The sequence below is a fragment of the Nocardia elegans NBRC 108235 genome (assembly GCF_001612845.1).
GTDB lineage: Bacteria > Actinomycetota > Actinomycetes > Mycobacteriales > Mycobacteriaceae > Nocardia > Nocardia nova.
The window spans coordinates 20,609-45,376 of the sequence record NZ_BDBF01000017.1 but is presented as its reverse complement, the minus strand read 5'-3'; the positions used below and the strand labels follow the sequence as shown (position 1 = coordinate 45,376).

17 protein-coding genes and 2 pseudogenes are annotated in these 24,768 nt (G+C 69.2%); 7 read left to right on the top strand and 12 right to left on the bottom strand.

Annotation, left to right across the window (positions count from 1 at the left end):
• Positions 1–11: 11 nt before the first annotated feature.
• Together lat and NE2_RS14135 are read right to left on the bottom strand one after the other, a co-directional pair.
• A complete protein-coding gene (gene lat, locus NE2_RS14140; RefSeq protein WP_063026343.1) occupies positions 12–1,376 on the bottom strand; it encodes an L-lysine 6-transaminase in 1,365 nt (454 codons plus the stop codon).
• 64 nt (positions 1,377–1,440) lie between these two features.
• Positions 1,441–1,893: an Lrp/AsnC family transcriptional regulator gene (locus tag NE2_RS14135; protein ID WP_030513603.1), complete on the bottom strand. Its 453-nt coding sequence runs from the start codon at positions 1,891–1,893 to the stop codon at positions 1,441–1,443.
• Between the two features lie 97 nt (positions 1,894–1,990).
• On the opposite strand from NE2_RS14135, the gene amaB reads away from it, so the two are divergent.
• Complete coding sequence (gene amaB, locus NE2_RS14130) at positions 1,991–3,520, top strand: L-piperidine-6-carboxylate dehydrogenase (protein ID WP_063026341.1); 1,530 nt, start codon at positions 1,991–1,993, stop codon at positions 3,518–3,520.
• 4 nt (positions 3,521–3,524) lie between these two features.
• On the opposite strand, the gene NE2_RS14125 is transcribed toward amaB, so the two are convergent.
• From NE2_RS14125 to NE2_RS14115, 3 genes are all read right to left on the bottom strand, one after another.
• Positions 3,525–4,376 carry an SDR family NAD(P)-dependent oxidoreductase gene (locus NE2_RS14125; RefSeq protein ID WP_063026339.1) on the bottom strand — a complete coding sequence of 284 codons (852 nt, stop codon included), beginning with the start codon at positions 4,374–4,376 and terminating at the stop codon, positions 3,525–3,527.
• Positions 4,373–5,320, bottom strand: coding sequence for a patatin-like phospholipase family protein (locus NE2_RS14120; RefSeq protein WP_063026337.1), 948 nt, complete (start codon positions 5,318–5,320; stop codon positions 4,373–4,375). Before NE2_RS14120 ends, NE2_RS14125 begins: the two co-directional genes overlap by 4 nt.
• Before the next feature lie 81 nt (positions 5,321–5,401).
• Positions 5,402–5,773 (bottom strand): VOC family protein, encoded by a 372-nt coding sequence (locus tag NE2_RS14115; RefSeq protein ID WP_063026503.1) that lies wholly within the window; start codon positions 5,771–5,773, stop codon positions 5,402–5,404.
• A gap of 270 nt (positions 5,774–6,043) precedes the next feature.
• Between NE2_RS14115 and NE2_RS37775 the strand changes: the two are divergent.
• From NE2_RS37775 to NE2_RS35675, 4 genes and pseudogenes are all read left to right on the top strand, one after another.
• Positions 6,044–6,592, top strand: a pseudogene (locus NE2_RS37775) (DEAD/DEAH box helicase); the annotation flags it as partial.
• A 396-nt stretch (positions 6,593–6,988) separates the two neighbouring features.
• Positions 6,989–10,978, top strand: a pseudogene (locus NE2_RS37070) (Lhr family ATP-dependent helicase); the annotation flags it as partial.
• Positions 10,979–11,019: 41 nt separating this feature from the next.
• Positions 11,020–11,826, top strand: a complete 807-nt coding sequence (locus NE2_RS14105; RefSeq protein ID WP_063026333.1) for a DNA-formamidopyrimidine glycosylase family protein — start codon at positions 11,020–11,022, stop codon at positions 11,824–11,826.
• A gap of 119 nt (positions 11,827–11,945) precedes the next feature.
• Positions 11,946–12,119, top strand: coding sequence for a hypothetical protein (locus NE2_RS35675; protein WP_157110937.1), 174 nt, complete (start codon positions 11,946–11,948; stop codon positions 12,117–12,119).
• 3 nt (positions 12,120–12,122) lie between these two features.
• On the opposite strand, the gene NE2_RS14100 is transcribed toward NE2_RS35675, so the two are convergent.
• On the bottom strand, positions 12,123–13,871 hold the full coding sequence (locus NE2_RS14100; RefSeq protein ID WP_063026331.1) for a glycerol-3-phosphate dehydrogenase/oxidase: 1,749 nt from the start codon (positions 13,869–13,871) through the stop codon (positions 12,123–12,125).
• A 132-nt stretch (positions 13,872–14,003) separates the two neighbouring features.
• Between NE2_RS14100 and glpK the strand changes: the two genes are divergently transcribed.
• Entirely contained in the window at positions 14,004–15,503 is a 1,500-nt protein-coding gene (gene glpK / locus NE2_RS14095; RefSeq protein ID WP_063026329.1) for a glycerol kinase GlpK, read from the top strand.
• Positions 15,504–15,828: 325 nt separating this feature from the next.
• Here the strand turns inward: glpK and NE2_RS14090 are convergent, their stop codons facing one another.
• The 4 genes from NE2_RS14090 to NE2_RS14075 all read right to left on the bottom strand — a co-directional run bounded on the left by NE2_RS14090 (position 15,829) and on the right by NE2_RS14075 (position 21,265).
• On the bottom strand, positions 15,829–17,004 hold the full coding sequence (locus tag NE2_RS14090) for an aminotransferase-like domain-containing protein (protein ID WP_063026327.1): 1,176 nt from the start codon (positions 17,002–17,004) through the stop codon (positions 15,829–15,831).
• An 85-nt stretch (positions 17,005–17,089) separates the two neighbouring features.
• Positions 17,090–18,262 (bottom strand): DUF8176 domain-containing protein, encoded by a 1,173-nt coding sequence (locus tag NE2_RS14085; RefSeq protein ID WP_063026325.1) that lies wholly within the window; start codon positions 18,260–18,262, stop codon positions 17,090–17,092.
• 84 nt (positions 18,263–18,346) lie between these two features.
• Complete coding sequence (locus NE2_RS14080; protein WP_228816556.1) at positions 18,347–19,492, bottom strand: hypothetical protein; 1,146 nt, start codon at positions 19,490–19,492, stop codon at positions 18,347–18,349.
• Positions 19,493–19,846: 354 nt separating this feature from the next.
• Positions 19,847–21,265 carry an NAD(P)H-quinone dehydrogenase gene (locus NE2_RS14075; RefSeq protein ID WP_267888184.1) on the bottom strand — a complete coding sequence of 473 codons (1,419 nt, stop codon included), beginning with the start codon at positions 21,263–21,265 and terminating at the stop codon, positions 19,847–19,849.
• A gap of 201 nt (positions 21,266–21,466) precedes the next feature.
• Here NE2_RS14075 and NE2_RS14070 point away from each other — a divergent pair, with 201 nt between their 5' ends.
• Complete coding sequence (locus NE2_RS14070) at positions 21,467–21,949, top strand: gamma-glutamylcyclotransferase family protein (protein ID WP_039776727.1); 483 nt, start codon at positions 21,467–21,469, stop codon at positions 21,947–21,949.
• A gap of 63 nt (positions 21,950–22,012) precedes the next feature.
• Here NE2_RS14070 and NE2_RS14065 read toward each other — a convergent pair whose 3' ends face one another.
• Positions 22,013–23,158: a M20 family metallopeptidase gene (locus NE2_RS14065; RefSeq protein WP_373862248.1), complete on the bottom strand. Its 1,146-nt coding sequence runs from the start codon at positions 23,156–23,158 to the stop codon at positions 22,013–22,015.
• A gap of 266 nt (positions 23,159–23,424) precedes the next feature.
• A complete protein-coding gene (locus tag NE2_RS14060; protein ID WP_084494031.1) occupies positions 23,425–24,738 on the bottom strand; it encodes a M20 family metallopeptidase in 1,314 nt (437 codons plus the stop codon).
• Between the last annotated feature and the right edge of the window lie 30 nt (positions 24,739–24,768).

Below are 24,768 nucleotides of genomic sequence, written 5' to 3'. Positions count from 1 at the left end.
CCTGGGAATCGTCAGCGATCGGCCATGCCCGCGAGGACGCGATCCAGGGCGTCCACCGCCCGCTCGAGTTCGTCGGCGGTGACCGTCAGCGGCGGCCGGAACCGGATACCGCGGTCGCCGGTTCCGAGGAACAGTACCCGTTCGCGCTCGCGCAGTTCCGCGAGGACAGCATCGCGCAGTTCGGCGGAATCCAGTGTCACCGCGCACATCAGCCCGCGACCGCGCGGATCGGTGAGCCGCTCGTGCCGGTCGGCGAGGGCGCGCAGCCGGTCGAGCAGCAGCGCGCCCAGCTCCTTCGCGCGCGAGGCCAGGTCGTCGGATTCGATCACCTCGAGGATGCGGCGGGCCCGCACCATATCGGCGAGGTTGCCGCCCCAGGTGGAATTGAGCCGCGAGCTCACCGCGAACACGTTGTCGGGCACCTCGTCGACGCGCCCGCCGGCCATGATTCCGCAGACCTGCGTCTTCTTTCCGAAGGCGACCACATCCGGTCGCAGGCCCAACTGCTGGTAGGCCCAGGTCGACCCGGTCATCGCCACGCCGGTCTGCACCTCGTCGACGATGAACAGCGCGTCCTGCTCGTGACACAGCTGCTGCATGCGCCGCAGAAATTCCGGTCGCATGTGCCGATCGCCACCCTCGCCCTGAATCGGCTCGGCGATGAAACACGCGATGTCGTGCGGATTTTCGGCGAATGCGGCCCAGGCCTGCGCCAGCGCGCGCTGCTCGGCGGCCTCGATGTCGATGCCGGGGCGCAGATAAGGGGTCTCGATGCGCGGCCAGTCGAAGGCCGGGAATCGTTCGGTCTTGATCGGGTCGGTGTTGGTCAGCGACAGCGTGTAGCCGGAGCGGCCGTGGAAGGCGCCGGTCAGATGCAGCACCTTCGTGCCCAGTTCGGCCGGGCGGCCGTGCATCGCGTTGTGGCGGCTCTTCCAGTCGAAGGCGACCTTCAGCGCGTTCTCGACCGCCAGCGCACCGCCGTCGATGAAGAACAGATGCGGCAGCGCCGGATCGCCGAGGACCCGTGCGAAGGTGTCGACGAAGCGCGCCATCGCGACCGTATAGACATCGGAATTACTGGGCTTGTTGAGCGCCGCCCTGGTGAGTTCGGCGCGAAAGCGAGCGTTCGCCGCCAGCGCCGGATGGTTCATCCCCAAGGCGGAGGAGGCGAAGAAGCCGAACATATCCAGATAGACGGTGCCGTCCCGGGCGTCGACCAGGTCGAGTCCCCGCGATCTGCGCAGGTCCAGCACCAGATCGAAACCGTCGGCGAGCATGTGGGCGGACAGGATGTCGTGTACGCGCGAGGCAGTGACCGACGCCGGGTTCGTGACCTCCGCGTCGGCCGTTCCGGGGCGCTCCAGTTCGAGGGTCACTCCCACAGGATACGAAAATATTTACGGTTTCACTACAAACAAACGTATAAATTACGATCAGGTCTCACCTGTCGTAGAATGTCTGCAGAATGATGGTGCTTCGGGTGCGGACATTGGCGGTGGCGCGGATCTCCTGCAGCAACTGTTCGAGATGCCGGGGCGAGGCCACCCGGACGAGCAGCATGTAGCTCTCCTCCCCCGCCACCGAATGGCATTCCTCGATGCCGGGGATGTGCTGGAGCAGGGCCGGAGCGTCGTCGGGCTGTGAGGGATCGAGAGGAGTGATCGCGACGAATGCCGAGAGCAGTTGTCCCAGCGCCTCCGGGTCGACCTTGGCGGAATATCCGCGGATCACGCCGCGCGCCTCGAGCCGACGCACTCGCGACTGCACCGCGGATACCGACAGACTGGCCTTCTCGGCGAGATTGGACAGCGTGGCCCGGCCGTCGGCCATCAATTCGCGGATCAGGAGCCGATCGATGTCGTCGAGAACAGGTTTCGCAGGTGCATCCGCCATCAGCGAAGGCTAACCCAGCGGGCGGTGGCCGGGGCCGGAAACGATCTCCCACCGGTGCGAAGCCCCCCATCAACCGATTTCGGAAACGGAGCCGCAGATGACATCCGCACCCGTTCTGCCCACCACCGGCGAACTGCGCGACCGGGCCGCGCGCCTGCTGCTCGAACTCGGCGTCGACCCGGTCGATTCGGGCGACCTGCCGGCCCGCACACCGATCACCGGCGGCGAGCTGATGCGCGTCCCGGCCACCTCCGCATTCGACGTGACCGGCGCGATCGACAAGGCGCACAGCGCTTTTCAGGCGTGGCGATCCGTCCCCGCACCGCAACGTGCCGCGGTGGTGCGGCGGCTGGGACGACTACTGGCCGACAATCTCGACGCGCTGGCCGAACTCGTCACCCTGGAGGCGGGCAAGATCGGCGCCGAGGCGCGCGGCGAGGTGCAGGAGATGATCGACGTCTGCGAATTCGCCGTCGGCCTGTCCCGCCAGCTGTACGGCCGCACCATGGCTTCCGAACGACCCGGGCATCGGCTCATGGAGACGTGGCATCCCCTCGGGGTGGTCGGGGTGATCTCGGCGTTCAACTTCCCGGTCGCGGTCTGGTCGTGGAATACCGCGATCGCCCTGGTCTGCGGCGACACCGTGGTGTGGAAACCCTCGCAGACGACGCCGCTGACCGCGCTGGCCTGCGATGCGCTGCTGCGACGCGCGGCCCTCGACGTCGGCGCCGACCCGCGGATCCACCAGCTGATCCAGGGGGGTGCCGACGTCGGCACCCAGCTGGTCGACGACGAACGGGTGGCTCTGGTCAGCGCCACCGGATCGGTGCGGATGGGGCAGGCGGTGGCACCGCGAGTGGCGGCGCGTTTCGGCCGGTGCCTGCTCGAGCTCGGCGGTAACAACGCCGCGATCGTCACCCCGTCCGCGGACCTCGACCTCACAACGCGGGCCGTGGTTTTCGCCGCGGCGGGAACGGCCGGACAGCGGTGCACGACACTGCGGCGGGTCATCGCGCACGTGGATATCGCCGGGCCACTGCTGGATCGGATGAGCGCGGCGTATCGCCAACTGCCCGTGGGCAATCCGCTCGACGACTCGGTCTTGGTCGGGCCGCTGATCGACGGCCGCGCCCACACCGCGATGCGGGCGGCGATCGACCGTGCGCTCGCCGACGGGGGCGAATTGATCTGCGGCGGTGAGCGCGTCGAGGTCGGCGGCGACGGTTCCTATTATGTACGCCCCGCAATCATCCGGATGCCCGCTCAGACCGCGATCGTGCGCGAGGAGACGTTCGCGCCGATTCTCTACGTGCTCACCTATCACGATCTGGATTCCGCGATCGCCCTGCACAACGCTGTGCCACAGGGGCTTTCGTCGGCCATCTTCACCGGCGACCAGCGCGAGGCGGAACGATTCCTGGCCGCCGACGGTTCCGACTGCGGCATCGCCAATGTGAACATCGGCACCTCGGGTGCGGAGATCGGCGGTGCGTTCGGCGGCGAGAAGCAGACCGGCGGCGGACGCGAATCGGGCTCCGACTCCTGGAAGGCGTATATGCGCCGCGCCACCAATACAGTCAACTACTCCACCGAACTGCCGCTGGCACAAGGCATTCGGTTCGGCTGAGCGTTCAACGCTCCGGATCGCGCGCGATGGCGCGGACCTGGTCCTCGTAGGCCGCCCGCACCGCCGCGTCCCCCGGATGCAGCGCCCGGTCGCCGTCGAAGAGCCCGCGCACCATGCGCACGACCGATTCGGGGGCGGCCGCCAGCGCGATGTCGACGGGATCGAGATACTGCGGCACCGCCACCTCGGCCCGCCGGGTCCGGCAGGTCTTGACGATCGCGGCGGCGACGTCGACCGGGTCGACCGTGGGCAACCCGCGGCCCAGGGTCAGCCCCGAGGACAGGCGGGTGCGCACCGCGGAGGGCAGCACACAGCTCACGCTGACCCCCGATTCGGCGAATTCCAGCCGGGTCGCGGCCGAGAGTCCGACGGCGGCGAACTTGCTCGCGTTGTACACCGCCAACCCGGGCAGCGGGATTTTTCCGGCCAGCGAGGCGACGTTGACGATATGACCGCGGCCGCGGTCGATCATCGCCGGCGCGACGGCCCGCATGCCGTGGATGAGGCCCCAGACGTTCACATCGATCGTGGTGTGCCCCACGGCATCCGGTTCACCGAGGAACGGGCCCGCGGGCATCACTCCGGCGTTGTTCACCAGGACGTCGATCCGGCCCAGATCGGCGACGACCCGGTCCCACCGCTCCCGGTCGCGCACGTCGAGTTCGACCGCGCGGGCGCCGAGGTCGGCCGCCGCGGCGGTCGCGGCCGCGGCGTCCACATCGGCGAGGACGACGTCGGATCCCTTGTGCGCGAACAACTCCGCGGTGGCCCGGCCGATGCCGCGACCGGCTCCGGTGACGAGAACGCGGGCCGCGGCCAGGTCGATCGGCGGATAGCCGGTACCGAACAGGTTCATGCGAATTCACTCCGTTCCATGGCGCGGCGGGTGCTGCGCAGACTGTGCTCGAAGGTCTCGCCGCGCCGGCGGCCGTCCATGAAGTTCGGGCCCATGACCGCCAGGTCGGCCGCGGTCACCGCCAGCCGCAACACGCGGGTTCCGGCCGCGCGCACGGCGGCGATCTCCGATTCCAGTTGCGCGCTCATCGGCCCGCGGAGCTGACGCTCTAGCCAGTGTCCCGGTCCGCCGGCGGGCACCGACCGCGCCGAGGCCATCGGTGTCAGCACCACCAGTTCGTCCAGGCCCAGCGGCAGCAGCAGATCCACCGAGGCGGTGGAGGCGGCGCCGCCGTCGACGAACCGCCGTCCGGCGATCGGCACGGGTGGGAACCAGCCCGGAACCGCCCACGACGCCCGCAGCGCCTGGCCGATCGTCGCGGCCGGCGCCTCCGGTGCGCCGAAGGCGACCCGCTCGCCGGAGTCGTAGTCCATCGCGACCAGCCACGCGGATGGATGGTCGAACCAGTCCCGGTCACGGTTCAGATCGGTGGCCAGGCGCTGCAGCCAGCTCGCATCGCCGCCGCCGACCGGCAGCAGCCGGCTGCCCGCGGTCAGCAGGGCTTGTCGAGAACGGTTGCCGTGCAAGGCCATTCGCGGGGCGCCGAGGCGGGGACGGGGCAGCGGCGGGAAGCGGCCCGGTTCGTCGGCCATATGCCGGGCCAGGATCGGATCGGCGACGGTGCCGCGCTGCATCGCCATCAGATCGTCGACGGAGACTCCCGAGGCCAGCATCGTCACCATTTCCGCGCCGGCGGACGTGCCGATCAGCGCATCGGCCTCGCGCGGATCCCACTGCAGGACATCTCGCACCGCCGCGAGCGCCGCCACGATCCAGGCCGCGCCCACCGTGCCGCCGCATCCGATCGCCAGGCCACGCCGCTGTAACCCGTTACTGTTACGCATAGTCTCAAACACTAGCGGGCGAGGGGCGCGATGCGCGGCCCAGTCGGCCGATCGCCACCGTTCGGCAATGAACGGCCGCGGCTACCGCCAGGGCATGTACTGCAGACTCCAGGTATTGCCGTCGGGGTCGGCGAAATGGGCGTACAGCACACCACCACCGACATCGTCGATCTCGCCCACGCCGACGCCCCGCGCGACGAGTTCCGCGCGGGCTGCCTCGATATCGGCCACGACAAGATGCAGTCCGCGCAGGGAGCCGACCGCGCCGTCCGCGGTGGCGACGCCTTCGGACAGCAGGATCGAACAGGCGGAACCGGGTGGAGTCAGCTGCGCGATCCGCACGCCCGGCGCCGGAGCCACGTCCACATCGAGATGGAAGCCGAGCCGATCGCGATAGAACTCGATTCCCCGGTCGATATCGCGCACCGGGACCGGCACCAATTCGAGCAGCATCGCGCCGGGCGGGACCGGCGGGTTGGCGGGGTCGTTCGTCACCTGTGCGGGGTCGGCCGGAATCGCGGTCACAGTGTCGGGGCGCTCGCTCATATCGGTCCCATCGTCGGTTAGCCACCGCAGTCGCGGCCAGCCTATCGGGACGAGTCGTGGACCGGCGCCGATCCGTCCGCGTCGGCGACCCCGTCCGGCGAGCTCGAGACCGGGAAATGCGCCCGAGGGACTTCGCCGCCGGGTCTCGATGTCGGTGCCCGGGTGCACACTGAACCCATGCAGCAGTTCTCCCGGCCGACCCAGGAGTGGTTCGACGGTGCGTTCCCCGCGCCCACGACCGCCCAGCTGGGAGCCTGGGAGGCGATCTCCGCGGGAGAACACACCCTGGTGATCGCGCCGACCGGGTCCGGTAAGACTCTGTCGGCCTTCCTGTGGGCGATCGACCGGCTCGCCACCCGCGAACCCACGTCCGGCCCGCAGCGCACCGCCGTGCTCTATATCTCCCCGCTCAAGGCCCTCGCGGTCGACGTCGAGCGCAATCTGCGCGCACCCCTGGTGGGCATCACCCGCACGGCCGCGCGGCTCGGTATGCCCGCCCCCGAGATCAGCGTCGGCGTGCGGTCGGGCGATACCACCCCGGCCGACCGGCGGACCCTGCAGCGCAAGCCGCCCGACATCCTGATCACCACCCCGGAATCGCTGTACCTGATGCTCACCTCGGCGGCCCGCGAGACGTTGTCGCAGGTCGGCACCGTGATCGTGGACGAGGTCCACGCGATCGCCGGTTCCAAGCGCGGGGCGCATCTGGCCCTGTCGCTGGCCCGGCTCGACCAGCTCACCGAGCGGCCCGCCCAGCGCATCGGGTTGTCGGCGACCGTTCGTCCGCCGGAGGAGGTGGGGCGATTTCTGGTCGGCTCGGCGCCGATCACGATCGTGTCGCCGCCGGCGCCGAAGACGTTCGACCTGTCGGTGCGGGTGCCGGTGGCGGATATGACCGAGCCGGACGAATCCGATCAGCCGGGCTCGATCTGGCCGCATGTGGATGCCGCGATCGTGGATCTGGTGCTGGCGCACCGCTCGTCGATCGTGTTCGCGAATTCGCGGCGGCTGGCCGAACGCCTGACGGCGCGGCTGAACGAGGAATACGCCGAGCGGATCGCCGAACCCGACGAGGCGGAGGAGGTCGCGGGACGCCGCGAGCACGCGCCGCCCGCCCAGCTCGGGTCGCCGACCGAGGTCAATCACGGGGCGGCGCCGCTGCTGGCCCGGGCCCATCACGGCTCGGTGAGCAAGGAACAGCGCGCCATCATCGAAGACGATCTCAAAAGCGGCCGGTTGCGGTGTGTGGTGGCGACCAGCAGCCTCGAGCTCGGTATCGATATGGGTGCGGTGGATCTGGTGGTGCAGGTCGAGGCGCCGCCGTCGGTCGCGGGCGGGCTGCAGCGGGTCGGACGCGCCGGACATCAGGTCGGTGAGATCTCGCGCGGGGTGATCTTCCCCAAGCACCGCACCGATGTGATCCACTGCGCCGTGGCGTCGATGCGGATGACGGCGGGACAGATCGAGGAGTTGAAGATCCCCGCCCACCCCCTCGACATCCTCGCCCAGCAGACCGTGGCCGCCTGCGCACTGGAACCGATCGATGTCGACGAGTGGTTCGAAACGGTCAGGGGGACAGGAAGTTTCGCCGCGCTGCCGCGCTCGGCGTACGAATCGGTGCTGGACCTGCTGTCGGGTCGATATCCCTCCGACGAATTCGCCGAGCTGCGTCCGCGCCTGGTGTGGGATCGCGATGCGGGCACCCTGACCGGGCGTCCCGGCGCTCAGCGCCTCGCGGTCACCTCCGGCGGCGCGATTCCCGACCGTGGTCTGTTCCCGGTGTTCATGGTCGGCGAAAAGGCTTCGCGGGTAGGCGAACTCGACGAGGAGATGGTTTACGAATCGCGCGTGGGCGATGTGTTCGCCCTCGGCGCGACCAGCTGGCGCATCGAGGACATCACCCACGACCGGGTCCTCGTCTCCCCCGCGTTCGGCCTGCCGGGCCGACTCCCCTTCTGGCACGGCGATTCCCTCGGGCGTCCGGCCGAATTGGGCGCGGCTCTGGGCGAATTCATCCGTACGGCCGGTCAGGCGGTCGAACACGCACCGGCCGGGCGGATCGCGGAACTCGTGCGAGACGCGGGTGGGCCCGATGCGGCGCTCGACAGCGAAGCCCTCGACTCCGGGCCGGCGGGCGGTCGCGGACGACAGCAGTCCGCGCGCCGGGCCGCGGGGAACGGCGCCGATTCGTTCGGCGACGAGCAACCGCGGTCCCCGGCGGCGCGGGCGGAAAGTCCTGCGCGACAACGCCGATCGTCCTCGGACCCCAGCGGAAACGGCGCCACGCGACGCACGCCCTCCCGAGCGGGAGCCGCGGCCTCCAAGGCGGGTAAGGCCGCCGCGAAGGGCGGCGAACTGGTCGAACTCGAACAGCTCGTCCACGCCGCCGGCCTGGACGATTTCGCGACGGCGAATCTGGTCTCACTGCTGGCCGAGCAGCGGCAGGCCACCGGCCATCTGCCGACCGATCGCACGCTGCTGGTCGAACGGTTTCGCGACGAACTCGGAGATTGGCGGCTGATCCTGCACTCGCCCTACGGTCTACCGGTGCACGCGCCGTGGGCGCTCGCGGTGGGCGCGCGGTTGCGGGAGCGGTTCGGGGTCGATGCCGCGCCGACCGCCTCCGACGACGGCATCGTGGTCCGGTTGCCCGACACCACCGACGATCCACCGGGCGCGGAACTGTTCGTCTTCGAACCGGACGAGATCGACGACGTGGTGACCGAGCAGGTGGGCGGATCGGCGCTGTTCGCCTCTCGCTTCCGCGAATGCGCGGCGCGAGCGCTGCTGTTGCCGCGCCGAGATCCCGGCCGCCGCGCGCCGCTGTGGCAGCAGCGCCAGCGCGCGGCCCAATTGCTCGATGTGGCAAGGAAATTCCCCGATTTCCCGATCCTGTTGGAAACGGTGCGCGAATGCCTGCGCGACGTCTACGACCTGCCCGCCCTGCGGGATCTGCTGACGAATGTGGCGCGGCGCAAACTGCGCCTGGTCGAGGTGGAGACCGCCGCCCCGTCACCGTTCGCCAACGCGTTGCTGTTCGACTACATCGGCCAGTTCATGTACGAGGGCGACAGCCCGTTGGCCGAGCGTCGCGCGGCCGCGCTGTCGCTGGATTCGAGCCTGCTCGCCGAACTGCTGGGGCGGGTGGAACTGCGCGAACTCCTCGACGCCGCGGTCCTCGAACTGACCGAACGCGAACTGCAGCGGCTGACCCCCGAGCGCCACGCCCGCGACGCGGAAGGGCTCGCCGACCTGCTGCGCCTACTCGGCCCGCTCACCCCGGCCGAGGCGGCCGCGCGGTGCACCGCCGACCCGAACCCGTGGTTCGCCGAATTGCTACAGGCCAGGCGCGTTCTCGAGGTGTCGTTCGCGGGATCGCGGTGGTGGACGGCGATCGAGGACGCCGCCCGGTTGCGCGATGCCCTGGGCGTCCCCCTGCCGATCGGCACCCCGGCGGCCTTCATCGAACCGGTCGCCGATCCCCTGGGTGATCTGATCGGGCGCTACGCCCGCACTCACGCCCCGTTCACCCTCGACGCCGTCGCCCGGCGCTTCGGGATCGGCCCGGCCGTCGCCGCCACCGCCCTGCACCACCTCGGGGCCGAGAAGCGGGTGGTGGAAGGTGAATTCACGCCGGGTTCGGCCGGTGCGGAATGGTGTGACGCGCAGGTGTTGCGCCGGCTGCGCCGCCGTTCGCTGGCCGCGGCGCGTAAGGAGGTCGAGCCGGTATCCACGGGCGCGTTCGGCCGGTTCCTGCCGGCGTGGCAGCATATCGGCACTTCGACACTGCGCGGCGTGGACGGTGTCGCCGCGGTGGTGGAACAGCTTGCGGGCGTGCCGATTCCGGCATCGGCGTGGGAGTCGCTCATTCTGCCGTCGCGGGTGCGTGACTACACACCGGCGATGCTCGACGAACTCACCGCCTCCGGTGAGGTGCTCTGGTCCGGCCACGGGGCCATCACCGCGAAGGACGGCTGGATCGCCCTGCATCCGGCGGATCAGGCGCCGGTCACGCTGGCGCCGCCGGAGGAGATCGACTTCACCGATGTGCAGGTGCACCTGCTGACGGCGTTGGGCGCGGAGCTGACGGTGGCGACCGGCGACGCGATCGCGCTCGATGGCGATGGCGACGGCGCGGCCGCCACCGAACCGGCTGCGGTCGGCGGCAACCGTGTCGTCGCGGTGGCGGGCGGCGCCTACTTCTTCCGGCAACTGTCCGACGCCACCGGGATACTCGACGATGCGGCCGTGGCCGCGGCACTGTGGGAGCTGGTGTGGGCAGGATATCTGTCCGGCGACACCTTCGCCCCGGTCCGGGCGCGACTGTCCGGCACCACCCGCAGCACCACCGCCCACCGCACCCCGCGACGCACCCCGCGCGGCCGCATGTACCTGCCGCGACCGGCCATGCCGACCCGGACCGGCCCGCCCGCGGTGGCCGGTCGATGGTCGCTGCTGCCACAGCGCCTGCCGGACAACACCATTCGTGCCCACGCCACCGCCGATCTCCTGCTGGAGCGCTACGGGGTGCTGACCCGGGGTTCGGTGCAGAACGAGGAGATTCCGGGCGGCTTCGCGCTCATGTACCGGGTGCTCACCGAATTCGAGGATCGCGGGCGCTGCCGGCGCGGTTATTTCGTCGACACTCTCGGCGGGGCGCAGTTCTCCACCACCGACGTGGTAGACCGGCTGCGTTCCTACGATTCCGACCGGGTGGGCGGCGACACCGGCCGGGGCGGCACGGTCGCGCTCGCCGCGTGCGATCCGGCCAATCCGTACGGCGCCGCACTGCCGTGGCCGAAGAACGCGGGTGAGGGAGCCGGACATCGTCCGGGCCGTAAGGCGGGAGCCCTGGTCGTCCTGGCCGCGGGCGAACTGGCACTGTACCTGGAGCGCGGTGGTAAGACTCTGCTCACCTTCACCGAGGACCCCGAGATCCGGACCGAGGCCGCGGCCGCGTTGGCGTCTCTGGTCCACGACCGCCGGATCGACTCACTGGTCGTCGAACGCGTCGACGGGGAATCTGTGCACGGCAACACCTTCGCCGCATTCCTCACCGACGCCGGCTTCCACACCACTCCCCGGGGCTTCCGGCTCCGCAGCACAGCATGAGACCGGCGCGCATCCTCCGGCGACACAGGGGGTGAACGGCGATGCCGGAAGGAGATACCGTCTACCTCGCGGCGGCCCGGCTGCGAACCGCGCTGGCGGGAAAGACGCTGACTCGCAGTGACTTTCGCGTCCCACGCTATGCCACGCTCGATCTGCGCGGCAGCCGGGTCGACAGCGTCGGCAGCTACGGCAAACACCTGTTCGTCCGCACCGAAAAGGTCAGCATCCACACCCATCTCAAGATGGAGGGCACCTGGCGGGTCTACCGCCCCGGCCAGCGGTGGACCAAACCCGGATTCACCGCGCGCCTGATTCTCGCCACCGACGACACCGAAGCCGTCGGCTTCTCCCTCGGCCTGGTCGAGGTGCTCCCGCTCGCCGACGAGCACACCGCGATCGATCATCTCGGCCCGGATCTCCTGGGCCCGAATTGGGATGCGGCCGAGGCGGTCCGCCGGCTGCGCGCGGACCCGGAGCGGCCGATCGGGCTCGCGCTGCTGGACCAGACCGTCATGGCCGGAGTCGGCAACATCTTCCGCAGTGAGATCTGTTTCGCCGAGCGGATCCACCCGGCCACTCCCGTCGCAGCCGTACCCGATCTCCCCGGACTCGTCGACGCCGCCCACCGCATCCTCGAGCGAGCGGCCCACCATCCACCCCGGCCCGCGGTGGTCTACGGTCGGCAGCGCCAACCCTGCCGGCGCTGCGGATCGATGATCCTCGTCCGCATGTTCGGCCCGGATGCCGCCTCCGCCACCGCCACCGAACGCGGCATCTACTTCTGCCCCCGCTGTCAGCCCGCACCCGAGACGCCGGAACCGAGGGCCGCACGCCGGACTCGCCGCTGACCGCGACGAAGCGCAATATTTGCTGATCGATAGCTGCATTTCCTTCGGCCGCTAACGTTTCGGAGCGTGAGCGCGACATAAGGGCGACACAGATCGTCACCGGTCGGGAAGCAGGGCAGATGGCATATGCGAGCACCGCGATGCGTCGTAGCACACGGCTCGTCACCCAGCTGCTGATCACCGCCATCGCCATCGCGGCCACGGTGCTGTTCACCTATGCCCTGCAGCACTCGGCGAGTACGGGCCCTGTGCGTTCCGGTCACACTTCGGCGCCCACGGCGACCGCGCCCTGACCGCTATCCCTGCGGAAGCGGCACCGGTTCCAGAATCTCCGGACGAGGTTCCGGCGCGGCGGCGCGCAGGGCGTCGGCCGAGACGTCGTCGGGCTGGGTCTGCGAGCGGATCTCGGCGTCCACCCGGGCGTTGTACGTAACGACCTCACGCCGGATCTGCTCCTCGTCCCAGCCCAGCACCGGCGCCACCAGCCGCGCCACCTCGTCGGCGCATTCGGTGCCGCGGTGGGAGAACTCGATGGAGATCCGGGTGCGCCGGGCCAGGATGTCGTCCAGATGCAGCGCCCCCTCGGCGGCCGCCGCGTAGACCGCCTCCACCCGCAGGTAGCTGGGCGCGTCCGTGATCGGCTGCAGCAGTTCGGGTTTGCCCTCGGCCAGATCGAGTACGTCGGTGATCAGGGCGCCGTAGCGGTTGAGCAGATGTTCGATCCGATAGGGGTGCACACCGTAGGTCTGCGCCAGCTGCGGCGTCTGGTTGAGCAGAGCGAAGTAACCGTCGGCGCCGAGCAGCGGCACCTTGTCGGTGATCGAGGACGACACCCGCTGGGGAATGTCGTGAACGGCGATATCCACCGCGTCGTAGGCCATCACCCGGTAGGTGGTGTACTTACCGCCCGCGATGGCGACCAGACCGGGCGCGATCTGCGCCACCGCGTGCTCGCGCGACAGCTTGGACGTCTCGTCGCTCTCCCCGGCCAGCAGCGGCCGCAGCCCCGCATACACCCCCTGGATATCGTCATGGGTGAGCGGGGTGACGAGCACCTCGTTGATCCGTTCGAGCAGATAGTCGATATCGGCCTTGGTGGCGGCCGGATGGGCCAGGTCCAGATTCCAGTCGGTATCGGTGGTGCCGATGATCCAGTGATTGCTGCCCCACGGAATCACGAACAGCACCGAGGTCTTGGTGCGCAGAATCAGCGCGGCGTCGCTGGCGATCCGATCGCGCGGGACCACGATGTGCACGCCCTTGGACGCGCGCACATGGAATCGGCCGCGAACATGCGACAGCGCCTGCAATTCGTCGGTCCACACGCCCGTCGCGTTGATCACGACATGTCCGCGGACCTCGGTGGTGCGCCCGTCCTCGCTGTCGCGCACCTTCACTCCGACCACCCGGTCGGCCTCCCGCAGGAAGTCCACGACCTGGGTCGATGTGCGGATCACCGCGCCGTAGTGGGCGGCGGTCCGGGCCACCGTCATGGTGTGGCGGGCGTCGTCGACCACGGTGTCGTAGTAGGTGACCCCGCCGATCAGCGCGTCCCGGCGCACCCCCGGCGCCAGGCGCAGCGCGCCGGACCGGGTCACATGATGTTGTCCCGGAACGGATTTCGCGCCGCCCATGGTGTCGTAGAGCACGAGTCCCGAGGCGACGTAGGGCCGCTCCCAGCCGCGGTTGGTCAGCGGGTAGAGGAACCGCAGCGGTTTCACCAGATGCGGGGCCAGTGTCTTCAGGCTGAGCTCACGTTCCCGCAGCGCCTCCCGGACCAGCCCGAATTCCAGCTGCTCGAGGTAGCGCAGGCCGCCGTGGAACATCTTCGACGAACGGCTCGACGTGCCCGAGGCCAGATCGCGCGCCTCCACCAGGGCCACTTCCAGGCCCCGCGTGGCGGCATCGAGGGCGATGCCCGCGCCGACGACCCCGCCACCGACCACGATGACGTCGAAATGCTTGGCGCCCAAGCTTTCCCAGCTGGCCTCCCGCTGCTCGGGCCCCAGTTCGCCGGTGTGCTGACCGTGTGATTTCTCGTTCATCGCTCGACTTCCTCCGCACTGTTCGGTGGGATCGTCCTGCGTTACCCGTCGGTAATCGCTACTACCCTAGTCCACCGCCGGGCCCGCGGCGATGTGATGCGCGGCGCGTGCGACGTTTAGTAGCCTGCACGGATGCGACGCTTCGTGGCCGCCATCGATCAGGGGACAACCTCGAGCCGGTGCATCGTGTTCGACCGCTCCGGCCGCATCGCCGGCCTCGGGCAGCGTGAGCACGAGCAGTTGTTCCCACGGCCGGGCTGGGTCGAGCACGATGCCGAAACCATCTGGCGCAACACCGAATTCGTGATCGGCGCCGCCCTGGAGGACGCCGGGATCGGCGCCGGGGACATCGCCGCGGTCGGCGTCACCAACCAGCGCGAAACCACCCTGGTCTGGGAGCGTGCCACCGGGAAGCCGGTGGCCAACGCCATCGTCTGGCAGGACACCCGCACCGCGGCGCTGTGCGACGAGCTGGCCGGCGACGTCGGTCCCGCGCGCTACGCCGACCGGACCGGACTGCCGCTCAGCACGTATTTCGCCGGCCCCAAGCTGCGCTGGATCCTCGACAACGTCGAGGGGGTGCGCGCCCGCGCGGAGGCCGGGGATTTGTGCTTCGGCACCATGGACAGCTGGATCCTGTGGAAGCTGACCGGCCGCCACCTCACCGACGTCACCAACGCCTCCCGCACGATGCTGATGAATCTCGAGACGTTGCAATGGGATTCGCAGATCTGCGCGGAGTTCGGCATCCCCGTCTCGATGCTGCCGCAGATCCACAGCTCCTCGGAGGTGTATGCCGAGATCTCCGCCGGACCGCTCGCCGGGGTTCCGGTGGCCGGCATCCTGGGCGATCAGCAGGCCGCGACCTTCGGGCAGGCGTGCCTGTCGCCGGGCGAGGCGAAGAACACCTACGGAACCGGCAATTTCATGCTGCTCAACACCGGTACCACTCCGGTATTCAGCAAGCACGGCCTGCTGACCACGGTCTGCTACCGGCTCGGCGACCAGCCCGCGGTGTACGCGCTGGAGGGTTCCATCGCGGTGACCGGATCCCTGGTGCAGTGGTTGCGCGACAACCTCGGCATCGTCGAATCCGCGGCCGAGATCGAACCGCTGGCCCGCAGTGTCGACGACAACGGCGGCACCTACATCGTTCCCGCCTTCTCGGGTCTGTTCGCACCGCGGTGGCGGCCGGACGCGCGCGGCGTGATCAGCGGACTCACCCGTTTCGTCACGAAGGCGCATCTGGCCCGAGCGGTCTTGGAGGCCACCGCATTTCAGACCCGCGAGGTGATCGACGCGATGCGCGCCGACGCCCAGGCGGAGAATCTCGGCGTCGAACTGACCACCCTCAAGGTCGACGGCGGCATGGTGACCAACGAACTGCTCATGCAATTCCAGGCCGACATCCTGGATGTGCCGGTGGTGCGGCCGGTGATCACCGAGACAACCGCGCTCGGCGCCGCCTACGCGGCCGGCTTGGCCGTCGGTTACTGGTCCGGAACCGACGACATCCGCGCCAACTGGTCCGAGGACAAGGTATGGCAGCCGACCATGTCCGACACCGACCGCGAACGCCTCTACGCAGAGTGGAACAAGGCCGTCGAACGCACCTACGGGTGGGCTGAGTAAGCCAGCCCACCCGTAGTGTCATTGACCGTCGACGCTACCGTGACGCACTACCAGTCACCGCGGGCATCTCGTCGACACTCCAGGCTGACACTGCGGCGGCGGCGGTGTCGACGTGCAGTTTGTCGATACACCTGGCTGACAAGGACCACTTGCCGCTGCCACGCTCGGCGCGAACCCGATGAGTGATACGACAATCGCTACCCCGAAACCAACCTTTGCGGACATCACATTCTCCCTCCCTTGAGTCCACATGGATCGTAACGGCAAGATCAACTACTGCGCAATTGCGAAAACTATTGCGCTAGTGCGTAATCGAGGTAACGGATCACTCTGCGGCGGCGAAGAGCCGGTCGACCGCATGCTCCAACGTCGCCGCATCCGACGTGGTGAAACACAGGCGCATCGAGCCACGGTAGGGCTGCGAGACCGCGAAGGCGGAGCCCGGGACGTAGGCCACGCCGTGGTCGATCGCGTGTGGAAGCAGTTCGACGGTATCGGTGCCGTCGGTGAAGTCGAGCCACACGAACATGCCGCCGGCGGCGTCGGTGCTCACCACCCGGTCGCCGAAACGGGTGCGAACCGCGTTCACCAGGGCGGTGGCACGCTCGCCGTAGATGCCGCGCACCTTGTCCAGGTGTGCGCCCAGCCACGGCTCGTCGGCCAGCAGGTCCGCGGCGATCTGCTGGGTGAGCGCCGAACCGCAGAGATCGGCGCCCTGCTTCAGCAATTCCACGCCACGGCACACCGCGTTCGGGGCGATCATCCAGCCCACCCGCAGTGTCGGCGCCAGGATCTTCGAGGCGCTCGACAGCCGGATCACGTTGGGCGAGTAGGAGGCAACGGCCTGCGGCGCGGGGCGATCGAACCAGAGCTCGCCGTACGGATCGTCCTCGACCACCCAGAAGCCGTAGCGTTCGGCCAGCGCCGCCAGTTCGCGACGACGCTGCGGGCTCAGCGTCACACCCCGCGGATTGTGGAAATTGCTCACCGTATGCACCAACGCGGGGCGCTCGCCGCGCTCGAGCAGCTCGGCCAGCGCGTCGACACGCATACCGTCGGAATCCAGCGGAATCGCCACGATCCGCGCCCCCGCCGCGCGGAACACCTGCAACGCACCGACGTAGGCCGGATCCTCGACCACCACGAGAGCGCCCGGATCCAGCAGGACCTCACCCAGCAGCGAGAGAGCCTGCTGCGAACCGTGCGTGACGAAGATCTCCTCCACCGGCACTGACCGGCCGAGTCGCACCGACTCCCGCGAGGCGAGCACTTCACGCAGCGGCCCCCAACCCGCGGACTCGGTGTACTGCAACCGGGACGGGTCGGCCAGCGCCGACTCCGCGGCGCGGGCGATGGCATCGCGCGGCATCAGCTGTTCGTCGGGCAGGCCCCCGGCCAGGCTGACGATGTCCGGCCGGGAGGTCAGCTTGAGCAGATCCCGAATCGCCGAACTCTGCAGACCGTCCAGCCGACGGGACAGGGGTGGAGTATGCGGCGACATGGAGACCTCCGAGCGAAAGGGGTGGTACCTCCACTTTCGCACAGCGGCGTCCACAATATGAACTCAGATTCTCATATTGTGAGATTTAGAACGATTGGATCAGTTGGATGAGGTTCCGGCCTCCCTGATTCACGGTCGTGATGACCTCCAGATACAACGACTTCGTACCGTCGGGGTGGAACTCCGAGACCTCGACGTTGAACTGGTTGGGCGCGGTCGTCGCGATCCGCAGGCAGTACGTCGTGCCCTTCGGGATGTGCTCGTCGATGGTCTTCTGCAGGTCCGGCGGGGCCTGCACGTTCGCCCCAGGAGCGATGAAGGTGTGCGCCTTCTCGGCATTGCGATCGGTGTAATACGCGTGCTGGTAGCCGAAGATTGCGTTCGCACCGCTCGAGGTGTCGCCGGGTCCGTTGCCGTAGACCAGATTGCCCTCGGTGCGGGCCTGGCAGCCGGTGCCGTCGGCTGCATTGGTCGCACCACCGGCCTGCGCATTGTCGGACTTGTCGCCACCACCGCTCGTGGCGAAGACGACAACCACGATCAACGCCACGATCAGCACGACCGCCGCGCCGACGCCGCCGATCAGGACCGTCTTGTTGCGACCGGCCTCGGCGGGTTCCGGTCCGGGCACCGGCCGCGACGGCGCGAGCTTCTTGGCCAGCTCGTCGTCGTCCCACAACGAGCCCGAACCCGATTTCTGCTCGGCGCCACCGCGCGGCACCGTGAGCTTCTTCGCCAGTTCGTCGTCGTCCCACAGCGAGCCTGTGGTTTCGCGCGGCGGAGTGGGCGGGAAGCCGGAATCGTCTGCGCGCCACCAGGTTCCGCGGTCCGCGTCGGCACCGCCGGCGTCGGGGTAGCGCACCGTCTCCGGGGCGCGTGCCGCGTCCGTGCCGTGCGGCGGCTCGGGAACGCGGCGGGTTTCGGGCGCGGGCGTCCGCATGGTTTCCGGCGCGGGCGTCCGCACGGTTTCGGGCGCGCGTGGCGTCTCCGGTGCCGAGTGGCGAACGGTTTCGGGCGCCGCGGTCGAATCCGGCGCGCGGTACTGCGCGGGCGGCGGCGGGACGGACGGCGTCGCGGGAGCATCGGCGGGCTGCCAGCCCAGTGTGGGACGTTCCGGTTCTCCGACCGGCGCCCAGCCGACCGCACCCGTTTCACCCGTCGGCGGCCCGAAATCGTTCAGCGGTGGTCCGAATCCGGAAACCGGCGGGCCGAATTCCGACTCGCCTTCGTCCCGGCCCTGATCGTCGCCGGAGGCCATCACCCGTTCCTTCCCCGAGACACACGCGTGGGGCGGTCGCGAACGACCGCCCCACGCGCCGATTCAGTCTGTATCAGTACCGGATCAGTACTGGACCGTGCCACCCCACTGTGTGGTCGCACCAGCGACATTCACCGTTTGCGGAGCGATATCACCCTGCGGGAGTCTACCAATCTGAGCGGCCGCATCCAGTGCCGCGGCGCCACCCGGCTGCTGCTTGATCCAGCCCTCGACGGCCGCCTTGGCCGCATTGGCCTGGGTGGTGTCGACGTAGCTCTCGGACTTCATATCGTCGAAGCCGGTGGCGTGGGTGTACGAGGTGATCTTGACCTTGTTCGCCTCGACGAACTCCACCGACACACCGGCGTCGCCCACCCCGTTGGGAGTGCTGTAGCCGACCGTGCCGACATACCCGTCGAGGTTGCTGAAGTGGTGGGTGTTGGCCACGTAGCCCGGCAGCAGCCCGCCGCCGTCGACGTTGGCGCCGACCTCGGTGTGCGGGCCGTTCATCTGCACGACCGGTGCGGCCGGTGCGGACTGCAGGCTCGGAGAGGTCCACTGCGCCTGCTGCGAAGGGGCCGAGTTGCCCTGCTGGCTACGCAGCGTGTCCATGCTGCCGTCGTGCGACTGCGGCTTGTTCGGGGTGCCCACGGTCTGGTCCGGCGACTGCTGACCCGGCTTCAGCTGGTCGGCCTGACCGTTCGGGGTGGGCTGGTCCGGAACGACGGCCGGCTGCACCTGGCTGCCCTGACCCGGCACCGGCAGCGGCGCGACACGCGGGGTGGTCACACCCGGCTGCGTCGGCGAGGCCAGGTTCTGGTCCGGCTTCGGCGCGTTCTGGTTCGGGGTCGTGACGCCCGGCTGCGGGGTGGTGACGCCCGGCTGGTTCGGCGTGGTGACACCCGGCTGATTGGGGGTGGTGACGCCCGGCTGCGGATTGCCGTTGCGCTGCGGCCCATTCTGCTGGGGCCCGTTCTGCTGGTTGTTGTTCTGCTGCGGCCCGTTCTGCTGAGTGCCGTTCTGCTGCGGGGCGTTCTCCTGCGTGCCCGGCGCGTCCTGGCTCTGGCCGTTGTTGTTTTTGTCCTGCGCGGGGGCCTCGTTGGTGGCGCCCGGCTGCGCCGGAGTGGTCGGCACGCTCGGCTGATCGGCCGGCGCGGCACTCGCCGTACCCGACGCGAGGATGGTTGCCACGGCGGCCGCGGTGGCCAGTGGCAACGATGTCGTGGCCATCGCTCGCTGCGCCCGACTCGGCTTACGATGTTTCACTGTCTCGCAATCCCTTTCCCGAGCTCGGCCACTGCCACCGACCGACGAACGCCGTCCGATGGGGCCGTCTCCATTGGTCCCTCATCGATGTCCGGCCCGCACCCTGCTGCGGTCCGCGAGCCGCTCGCGGATTCCCGGCCCGGGAAAGATTGCATTCCCCCCGCACGTGAACCTGCCAACCGCCCACCACTGACATCTCTGCCGGAAGTGAACCACACGAACAAGTTTCAGGCAACTGGTGCTACCCGGCTGTGGGAAGCCGCACTCCGTCCGGCAAAACGTCAAGCGGGGCAGCGCATTTGAAACAGCAGCCGCCCACTAATCGAGGTCGTCGTGACGCATCAATTGCCGCGCCGCCTCGGTGACCGATCCGGACAGCGACGGGTACACCGAGAACGTCTGTGCCAGGTCGTTCACCGTCAGGTTGTTCTGTACCGCGATCGCGATCGGCAGGATCAGTTCGGAGGCGATGGGCGCGACCACCACGCCACCGATCACCACGCCGGTGGCCGGCCGGCAGAAGATCTTCACGAAACCGCGTCGCAGGCCCGACATCTTGGCCCGCGGATTGGTGTTGAGCGGCAGCATCACCGTGCGCGCGGGGACCTCACCGTTGTCGATTGCGGTCTGGCTGACACCGACCGTGGCGATCTCGGGCCGGGTGAACACCGCGGAGGCGACCGTCTTCAACCGGATGGGCTGCACGCCCTCGCCGAGTGCGTGATACATCGCGATCCGGCCCTGCATCGCCGCGACCGAGGCCAGCGGCAGCAACCCGGTGCAGTCGCCGGCGGCATAGATCCCGGGCACCGCCGTCCGCGAGACGCGGTCGACGCGCAGATAGCCGCCGCGGTCGAGTTCGATGCCGATGCGCTCGAGGCCCAGATCCTGGGTATTGGGCGTGGAGCCGACCGTCATCAGCGCATGGGAGCCGGTGACCGTGCGCCCGTCGGACAGTTTGACCACGATCCCGTCCGCGGTCCGCTCGACGGCGTCGGCCCGGGCCTGCTTGACGAGCTCCACGCCGCGTTCGGCCAGGGCGTCCTCGAGGACCAGCGCGGCGTCGGCGTCCTCGCCCGGCATCATCCGGTCGCGGCTGGAGACGAGCTTCACCTTCACGCCCATCTCGGTGTACGCGGAGACGAATTCGGCGCCCGTCACGCCCGAGCCGACCACGACCAGCGTTTCCGGCAGCTCCTTGAGGTCGTAGAGCTGACGCCAGGTGAGAATGCGCTCACCGTCGGGTTCGGCGCCGCGCAGCACCCGCGGGCTGGCGCCGGTGGCGATCAGGACGATCTCGGCCTCCATCACCCGTTCGGTGCCGTCGGCGAGCGTCGCGCGCACCAGATGTGTGGCCAGACCGGCGATCTGGTCGATCAGCTGACCGCGGCCGTTGAGGATGGTGACTCCGGCGGCCTGCAGTTTGGACCGGATGTCGGACGACTGCGCCTGCGCGAGCGCCTTCACCCGGGAGTTGACCTCCGACAATCGCACCTGCGCCTGCGCCATGTGCAGCGTGATGCCCAGATCACGCGCGCGGCGCAGATCGGTGCGCACCCCGGTCGAAGCGATGAAGGTCTTGGACGGGACGCAGTCCCACAGCACGCATGCGCCACCGATACCGTCGGAGTCGATCACGGTGACCGTGGCTCCGTGCTGAGCTGCCACCAACGCCGCCTCGTAGCCGGCGGGGCCGCCCCCGATGATTGCAATGCGGGCCATGTGTACCTCCGCTATCGAGCCGTCCGGCCGGGATCTCCGGCACTGCCGTCAACGTTATCGGTCCTGCTCCTCACAGTTTTGACCGCGTCATGGGTCACGTTGCGCGTGTCACCTTCCGGTAATTCTCCGGACATTCCCCCGCCTCGCCGAAGACAGGCAGGGCCCGAACCCGGCCGGATCGAAACAAGCGGTCCCTACATTCGATACTCTTGCCAGGTGCCGATATACGCCGCCTACGGATCCAATATGGACCCGGAGCAGATGCTCAAGCGCTGTCCGCACTCCCCCGTCTACGGAACGGGCTGGCTGGAAGGGTGGCGCCTGACCTTCGCCGGCGACGACATCGGCTGGGAAGGGCCGCTCGCGACGGTCGTCGAGGATCCGGGCTCCCGGGTGTTCGTCGTGCTGTACGACGTCTCCGCCGAGGACGAGCAGAGCCTCGACCGGTGGGAGGGTTCGGATTTCGGTATCCACAAGAAGATCCGGCTCCGGGTCTCGCCCAATTCGGGCACGGGTACGCAGCCGGTCCTGGCGTGGCTGTACGTGCTGGATGCCTACGAGGGCGGGCTGCCCTCGGCCCGCTACATCGGTGTGATCGCCGACGCGGCCGAAAAGGCCGGAGCCCCGGCCGATTACGTCCACGCGCTGCGCACCCGCAACAGCCGCAACGTCGGTCCGGGGACTTTCGGATCGATGTAGCCGAAAAGACCGCAGGGAGAGAGCCCGACAGCCCGCCGAGTTCGCACCCGGCGGGCCGCCCGGTCAGCGTGCCTGCAGGACCAGATTGGTCATCACGCGCACGCCGGCCGCCAGCGCGCGCTCGTCGATGTCGAAGGTCGGCTGGTGGATGTCCAGTTGCGGGCCCTCGCCCGACCACACGCCCAGCCGTGCCATCGCACCCGGAACCTCCTCGAGGTACCAGGAGAAGTCCTCGCCACCGCCCGACTGCGGAGTATCCGAGAGCGCGTCCGGGCCCAGACCGAGAATCGCGTCCTCGAACATCCGGGTGGAGAATTCGTCGTTGACCACCGGCGGCACGCCACGCTTGTAGTTCAGCTGATATCGCACGCCGGTGGGGGCGAGCAGTCCGTCGACGATCTCACGGACCATCGGCTCGAGCAGCGACCAGGTGGTGTGATCCCCGGTCCGCACGGTCCCGGTCAGCATGCCGGTCTGCGGAATCGCATTGGGCGCCTTACCCGCCGATACCGCGCCCCACACCATCACCGTGCTGGTTCGCGGATCGATGCGACGGCTGAGCAGACCCGGCAGGCCGGTGATGACGGTGCCGATGGCATAGACCAGATCGCTGGTCAGATGCGGCCGGGAGGTGTGCCCGCCCGGCGAGTCGAGCACCAGTTCCACGGTGTCGGCGGCCGAGGTGATGGCTCCGACCCGCACCCCGATCCGGCCGACTTCGAGCCGGGGATCGCAGTGCAGGGCGAACACCCGCGAGACGTCGTCCATCGCACCGGCGGCGACCATATCGATGGCACCGCCGGGCATGACCTCCTCGGCGTGCTGGAAGACCAGCCGGACGCCGACCGGCAGTTCGTCCATCTCGGCGAGGGCCAGGGCGGTGCCGAGCAGAATCGCGGTGTGCGCGTCGTGACCGCAGGCGTGGGATACGCCGGGGACGCTCGAGGCGAACGGCCGGCCCGTGTACTCCTGCAGCGGGAGCGCATCCATATCGGCGCGCAGGGCCAGGCGTGGCCCCGCCGGGCCGATATCGCAGATCAAACCGGTGCCGGTGGGCAGTTTGCGCGGTTCCAGACCGGCCTTCACCAGCCAGGACTCGACGAATTCGGTGGTGCCGTGCTCGGCGCGGGACAGTTCCGGATTGGCGTGGATGTGGCGGCGCCAGCCGATCAGATCGTCACCGTGGTCACGCAGCCACGCCTCGACCACCGCCTGTCCGGCCGTGATCTCCGCCTGCCGTCCGGTCGCGAGCCCGGTGTGCCGACACGTACCGGCCTCCGGGCCCAGCGCCTTACCCTGCAGGCCCGGTGTGGCCGCCTTGCTCTGCAGACCCGGGGCTGCTGCTGTGCGACCCGCCGCCGCGGAAGGGCGCGCACCGGTCGCGGAGTCGTCCTCCGAACCGGTGGCGGTATCGTCGCCGCGACCCGCCGCGGCATCTCCTTCGCGGCCCGCCGGTGATGACCGGCCGATCGTGCTCACCGAATTTCCTCCTGTCGCTGAATACTGCGCTCCAACAACCTGTCCCTGTGTAGTTGATCGCCCGCAACCTGGATTGCGGTACGGGCCAGTGCCCGCGCCCCGTCGGTCACCGCGAGATCGGCCGACGGCGTCACACAGGCCGCGGCGAACTCCCGCTGGTGTGTCACCGCGCCGTTCGCCTCGATGCCGACAACCGGGTGGATGCCGGGAATGACGTTGGTGACATTGCCCATATCGGTACTGCCCAGCGGCCGTGCTGCCTCGAGGTCCGGCGCGAGCGGCATGCGACCCATACCGATGATTTGCTCGCGGTAGGCACACAGTAGTGCGGAATCCGGCGTGAGCTCGGTATATGTGGGCGCCAGCGCCCGGATTTCATGGGTGCATCCGGTCGCCAGCGCTCCCGCCTCGAAGCAGGCCGAGGCGCGCTGCAGCAGATCGTCGAGGGATGCGGAATCGTCTGCCCGCAGGTAATACAACAGTTCCGCATGGCCGGGCACGATATTCGGGGCAACACCGCCCGACTCGACTATACCGTGGAGTTGCTGGCCGGGGCGCAGATGCTGACGCAGCAGACCCAGTGCGACCTGCGCGACGGTGGCGGCGTCCCCGGCGTTGCGGCCGTACTCCGGCGCGGCGCTGGCATGTGCCTCGCGGCCGTGGAAGGACACCGACAGATCGGCCAGCGCCAGCGACCGCGCACCCACGATGTCCAGCGGACCCGGGTGCACCATCAGCGCCATCGCGATCCCGTCGAAGACCCCGCGCTCGAGCATCAGCACCTTGCCGCCGCCGCTCTCCTCGGCCGGCGTGCCGAACACCTTCACGGTGAGGCCGCACCGATCGGCCACCTCGGCCAGGGCCAAGCCCGCGCCCACCGCCGCCGCGGCGATGATGTTGTGTCCGCAGGCGTGACCGATCTCGGGCAGCGCGTCGTATTCGGCGCAGATTCCGACCACCAGATCACCGCTGCCGTAGGTGGCGACGAAGGCGGTGTCCAGGTCCGCGACCGGCGTCTCGATACCGAATCCGCGCTCACGCAGCGGGACCAGCGTCTTGGCGACACTGCGGTGCTCGGCGAACGCCAGCTCGGGTTCGGCGTGGATGGAATGCGAGAGGGCGATCAGATCCGATTCGGCGGCCGCGACCGCGGCATCGGCGGCGGCGAGGAGGGCAGGATCGGCCGGGGCCACCTGCGCGTCGAAATCGTCGGCACCGGCATCGTCGGCGCGGGCGCAGCCGGGCGCAGCGGCCCGGTGCGCCGACCGGCCCGTTCGACTCCAGCTGCGTTCGTCCCCGCTGCGTGGCATGGCACACAGTCTCGCACTGTGCGCCACGCG

Bases quoted from the DNA above. Each gene is read 5' to 3' on its own strand.
- NE2_RS14120 (WP_063026337.1), bottom strand. From the start codon at position 5,320: ATGCGTAACAGTAACGGGTTACAGCGGCGTGGCCTGGCGATCGGATGC.
- NE2_RS14135 (WP_030513603.1), bottom strand. From the start codon at position 1,893: ATGGCGGATGCACCTGCGAAACCTGTTCTCGACGACATCGATCGGCTC.
- NE2_RS35675 (WP_157110937.1), top strand. From the start codon at position 11,946: ATGGCATATGCGAGCACCGCGATGCGTCGTAGCACACGGCTCGTCACC.
- NE2_RS14115 (WP_063026503.1), bottom strand. From the start codon at position 5,773: ATGCTGCTCGAATTGGTGCCGGTCCCGGTGCGCGATATCGACCGGGGA.
- amaB (WP_063026341.1), top strand. From the start codon at position 1,991: ATGACATCCGCACCCGTTCTGCCCACCACCGGCGAACTGCGCGACCGG.
- NE2_RS14080 (WP_228816556.1), bottom strand. From the start codon at position 19,492: ATGGCCACGACATCGTTGCCACTGGCCACCGCGGCCGCCGTGGCAACC.
- NE2_RS14060 (WP_084494031.1), bottom strand. From the start codon at position 24,738: ATGCCACGCAGCGGGGACGAACGCAGCTGGAGTCGAACGGGCCGGTCG.
- NE2_RS14090 (WP_063026327.1), bottom strand. From the start codon at position 17,004: ATGTCGCCGCATACTCCACCCCTGTCCCGTCGGCTGGACGGTCTGCAG.
- NE2_RS14100 (WP_063026331.1), bottom strand. From the start codon at position 13,871: ATGAACGAGAAATCACACGGTCAGCACACCGGCGAACTGGGGCCCGAG.
- NE2_RS14125 (WP_063026339.1), bottom strand. From the start codon at position 4,376: ATGAACCTGTTCGGTACCGGCTATCCGCCGATCGACCTGGCCGCGGCC.
- NE2_RS14105 (WP_063026333.1), top strand. From the start codon at position 11,020: ATGCCGGAAGGAGATACCGTCTACCTCGCGGCGGCCCGGCTGCGAACC.
- NE2_RS14085 (WP_063026325.1), bottom strand. From the start codon at position 18,262: ATGGCCTCCGGCGACGATCAGGGCCGGGACGAAGGCGAGTCGGAATTC.
- glpK (WP_063026329.1), top strand. From the start codon at position 14,004: ATGCGACGCTTCGTGGCCGCCATCGATCAGGGGACAACCTCGAGCCGG.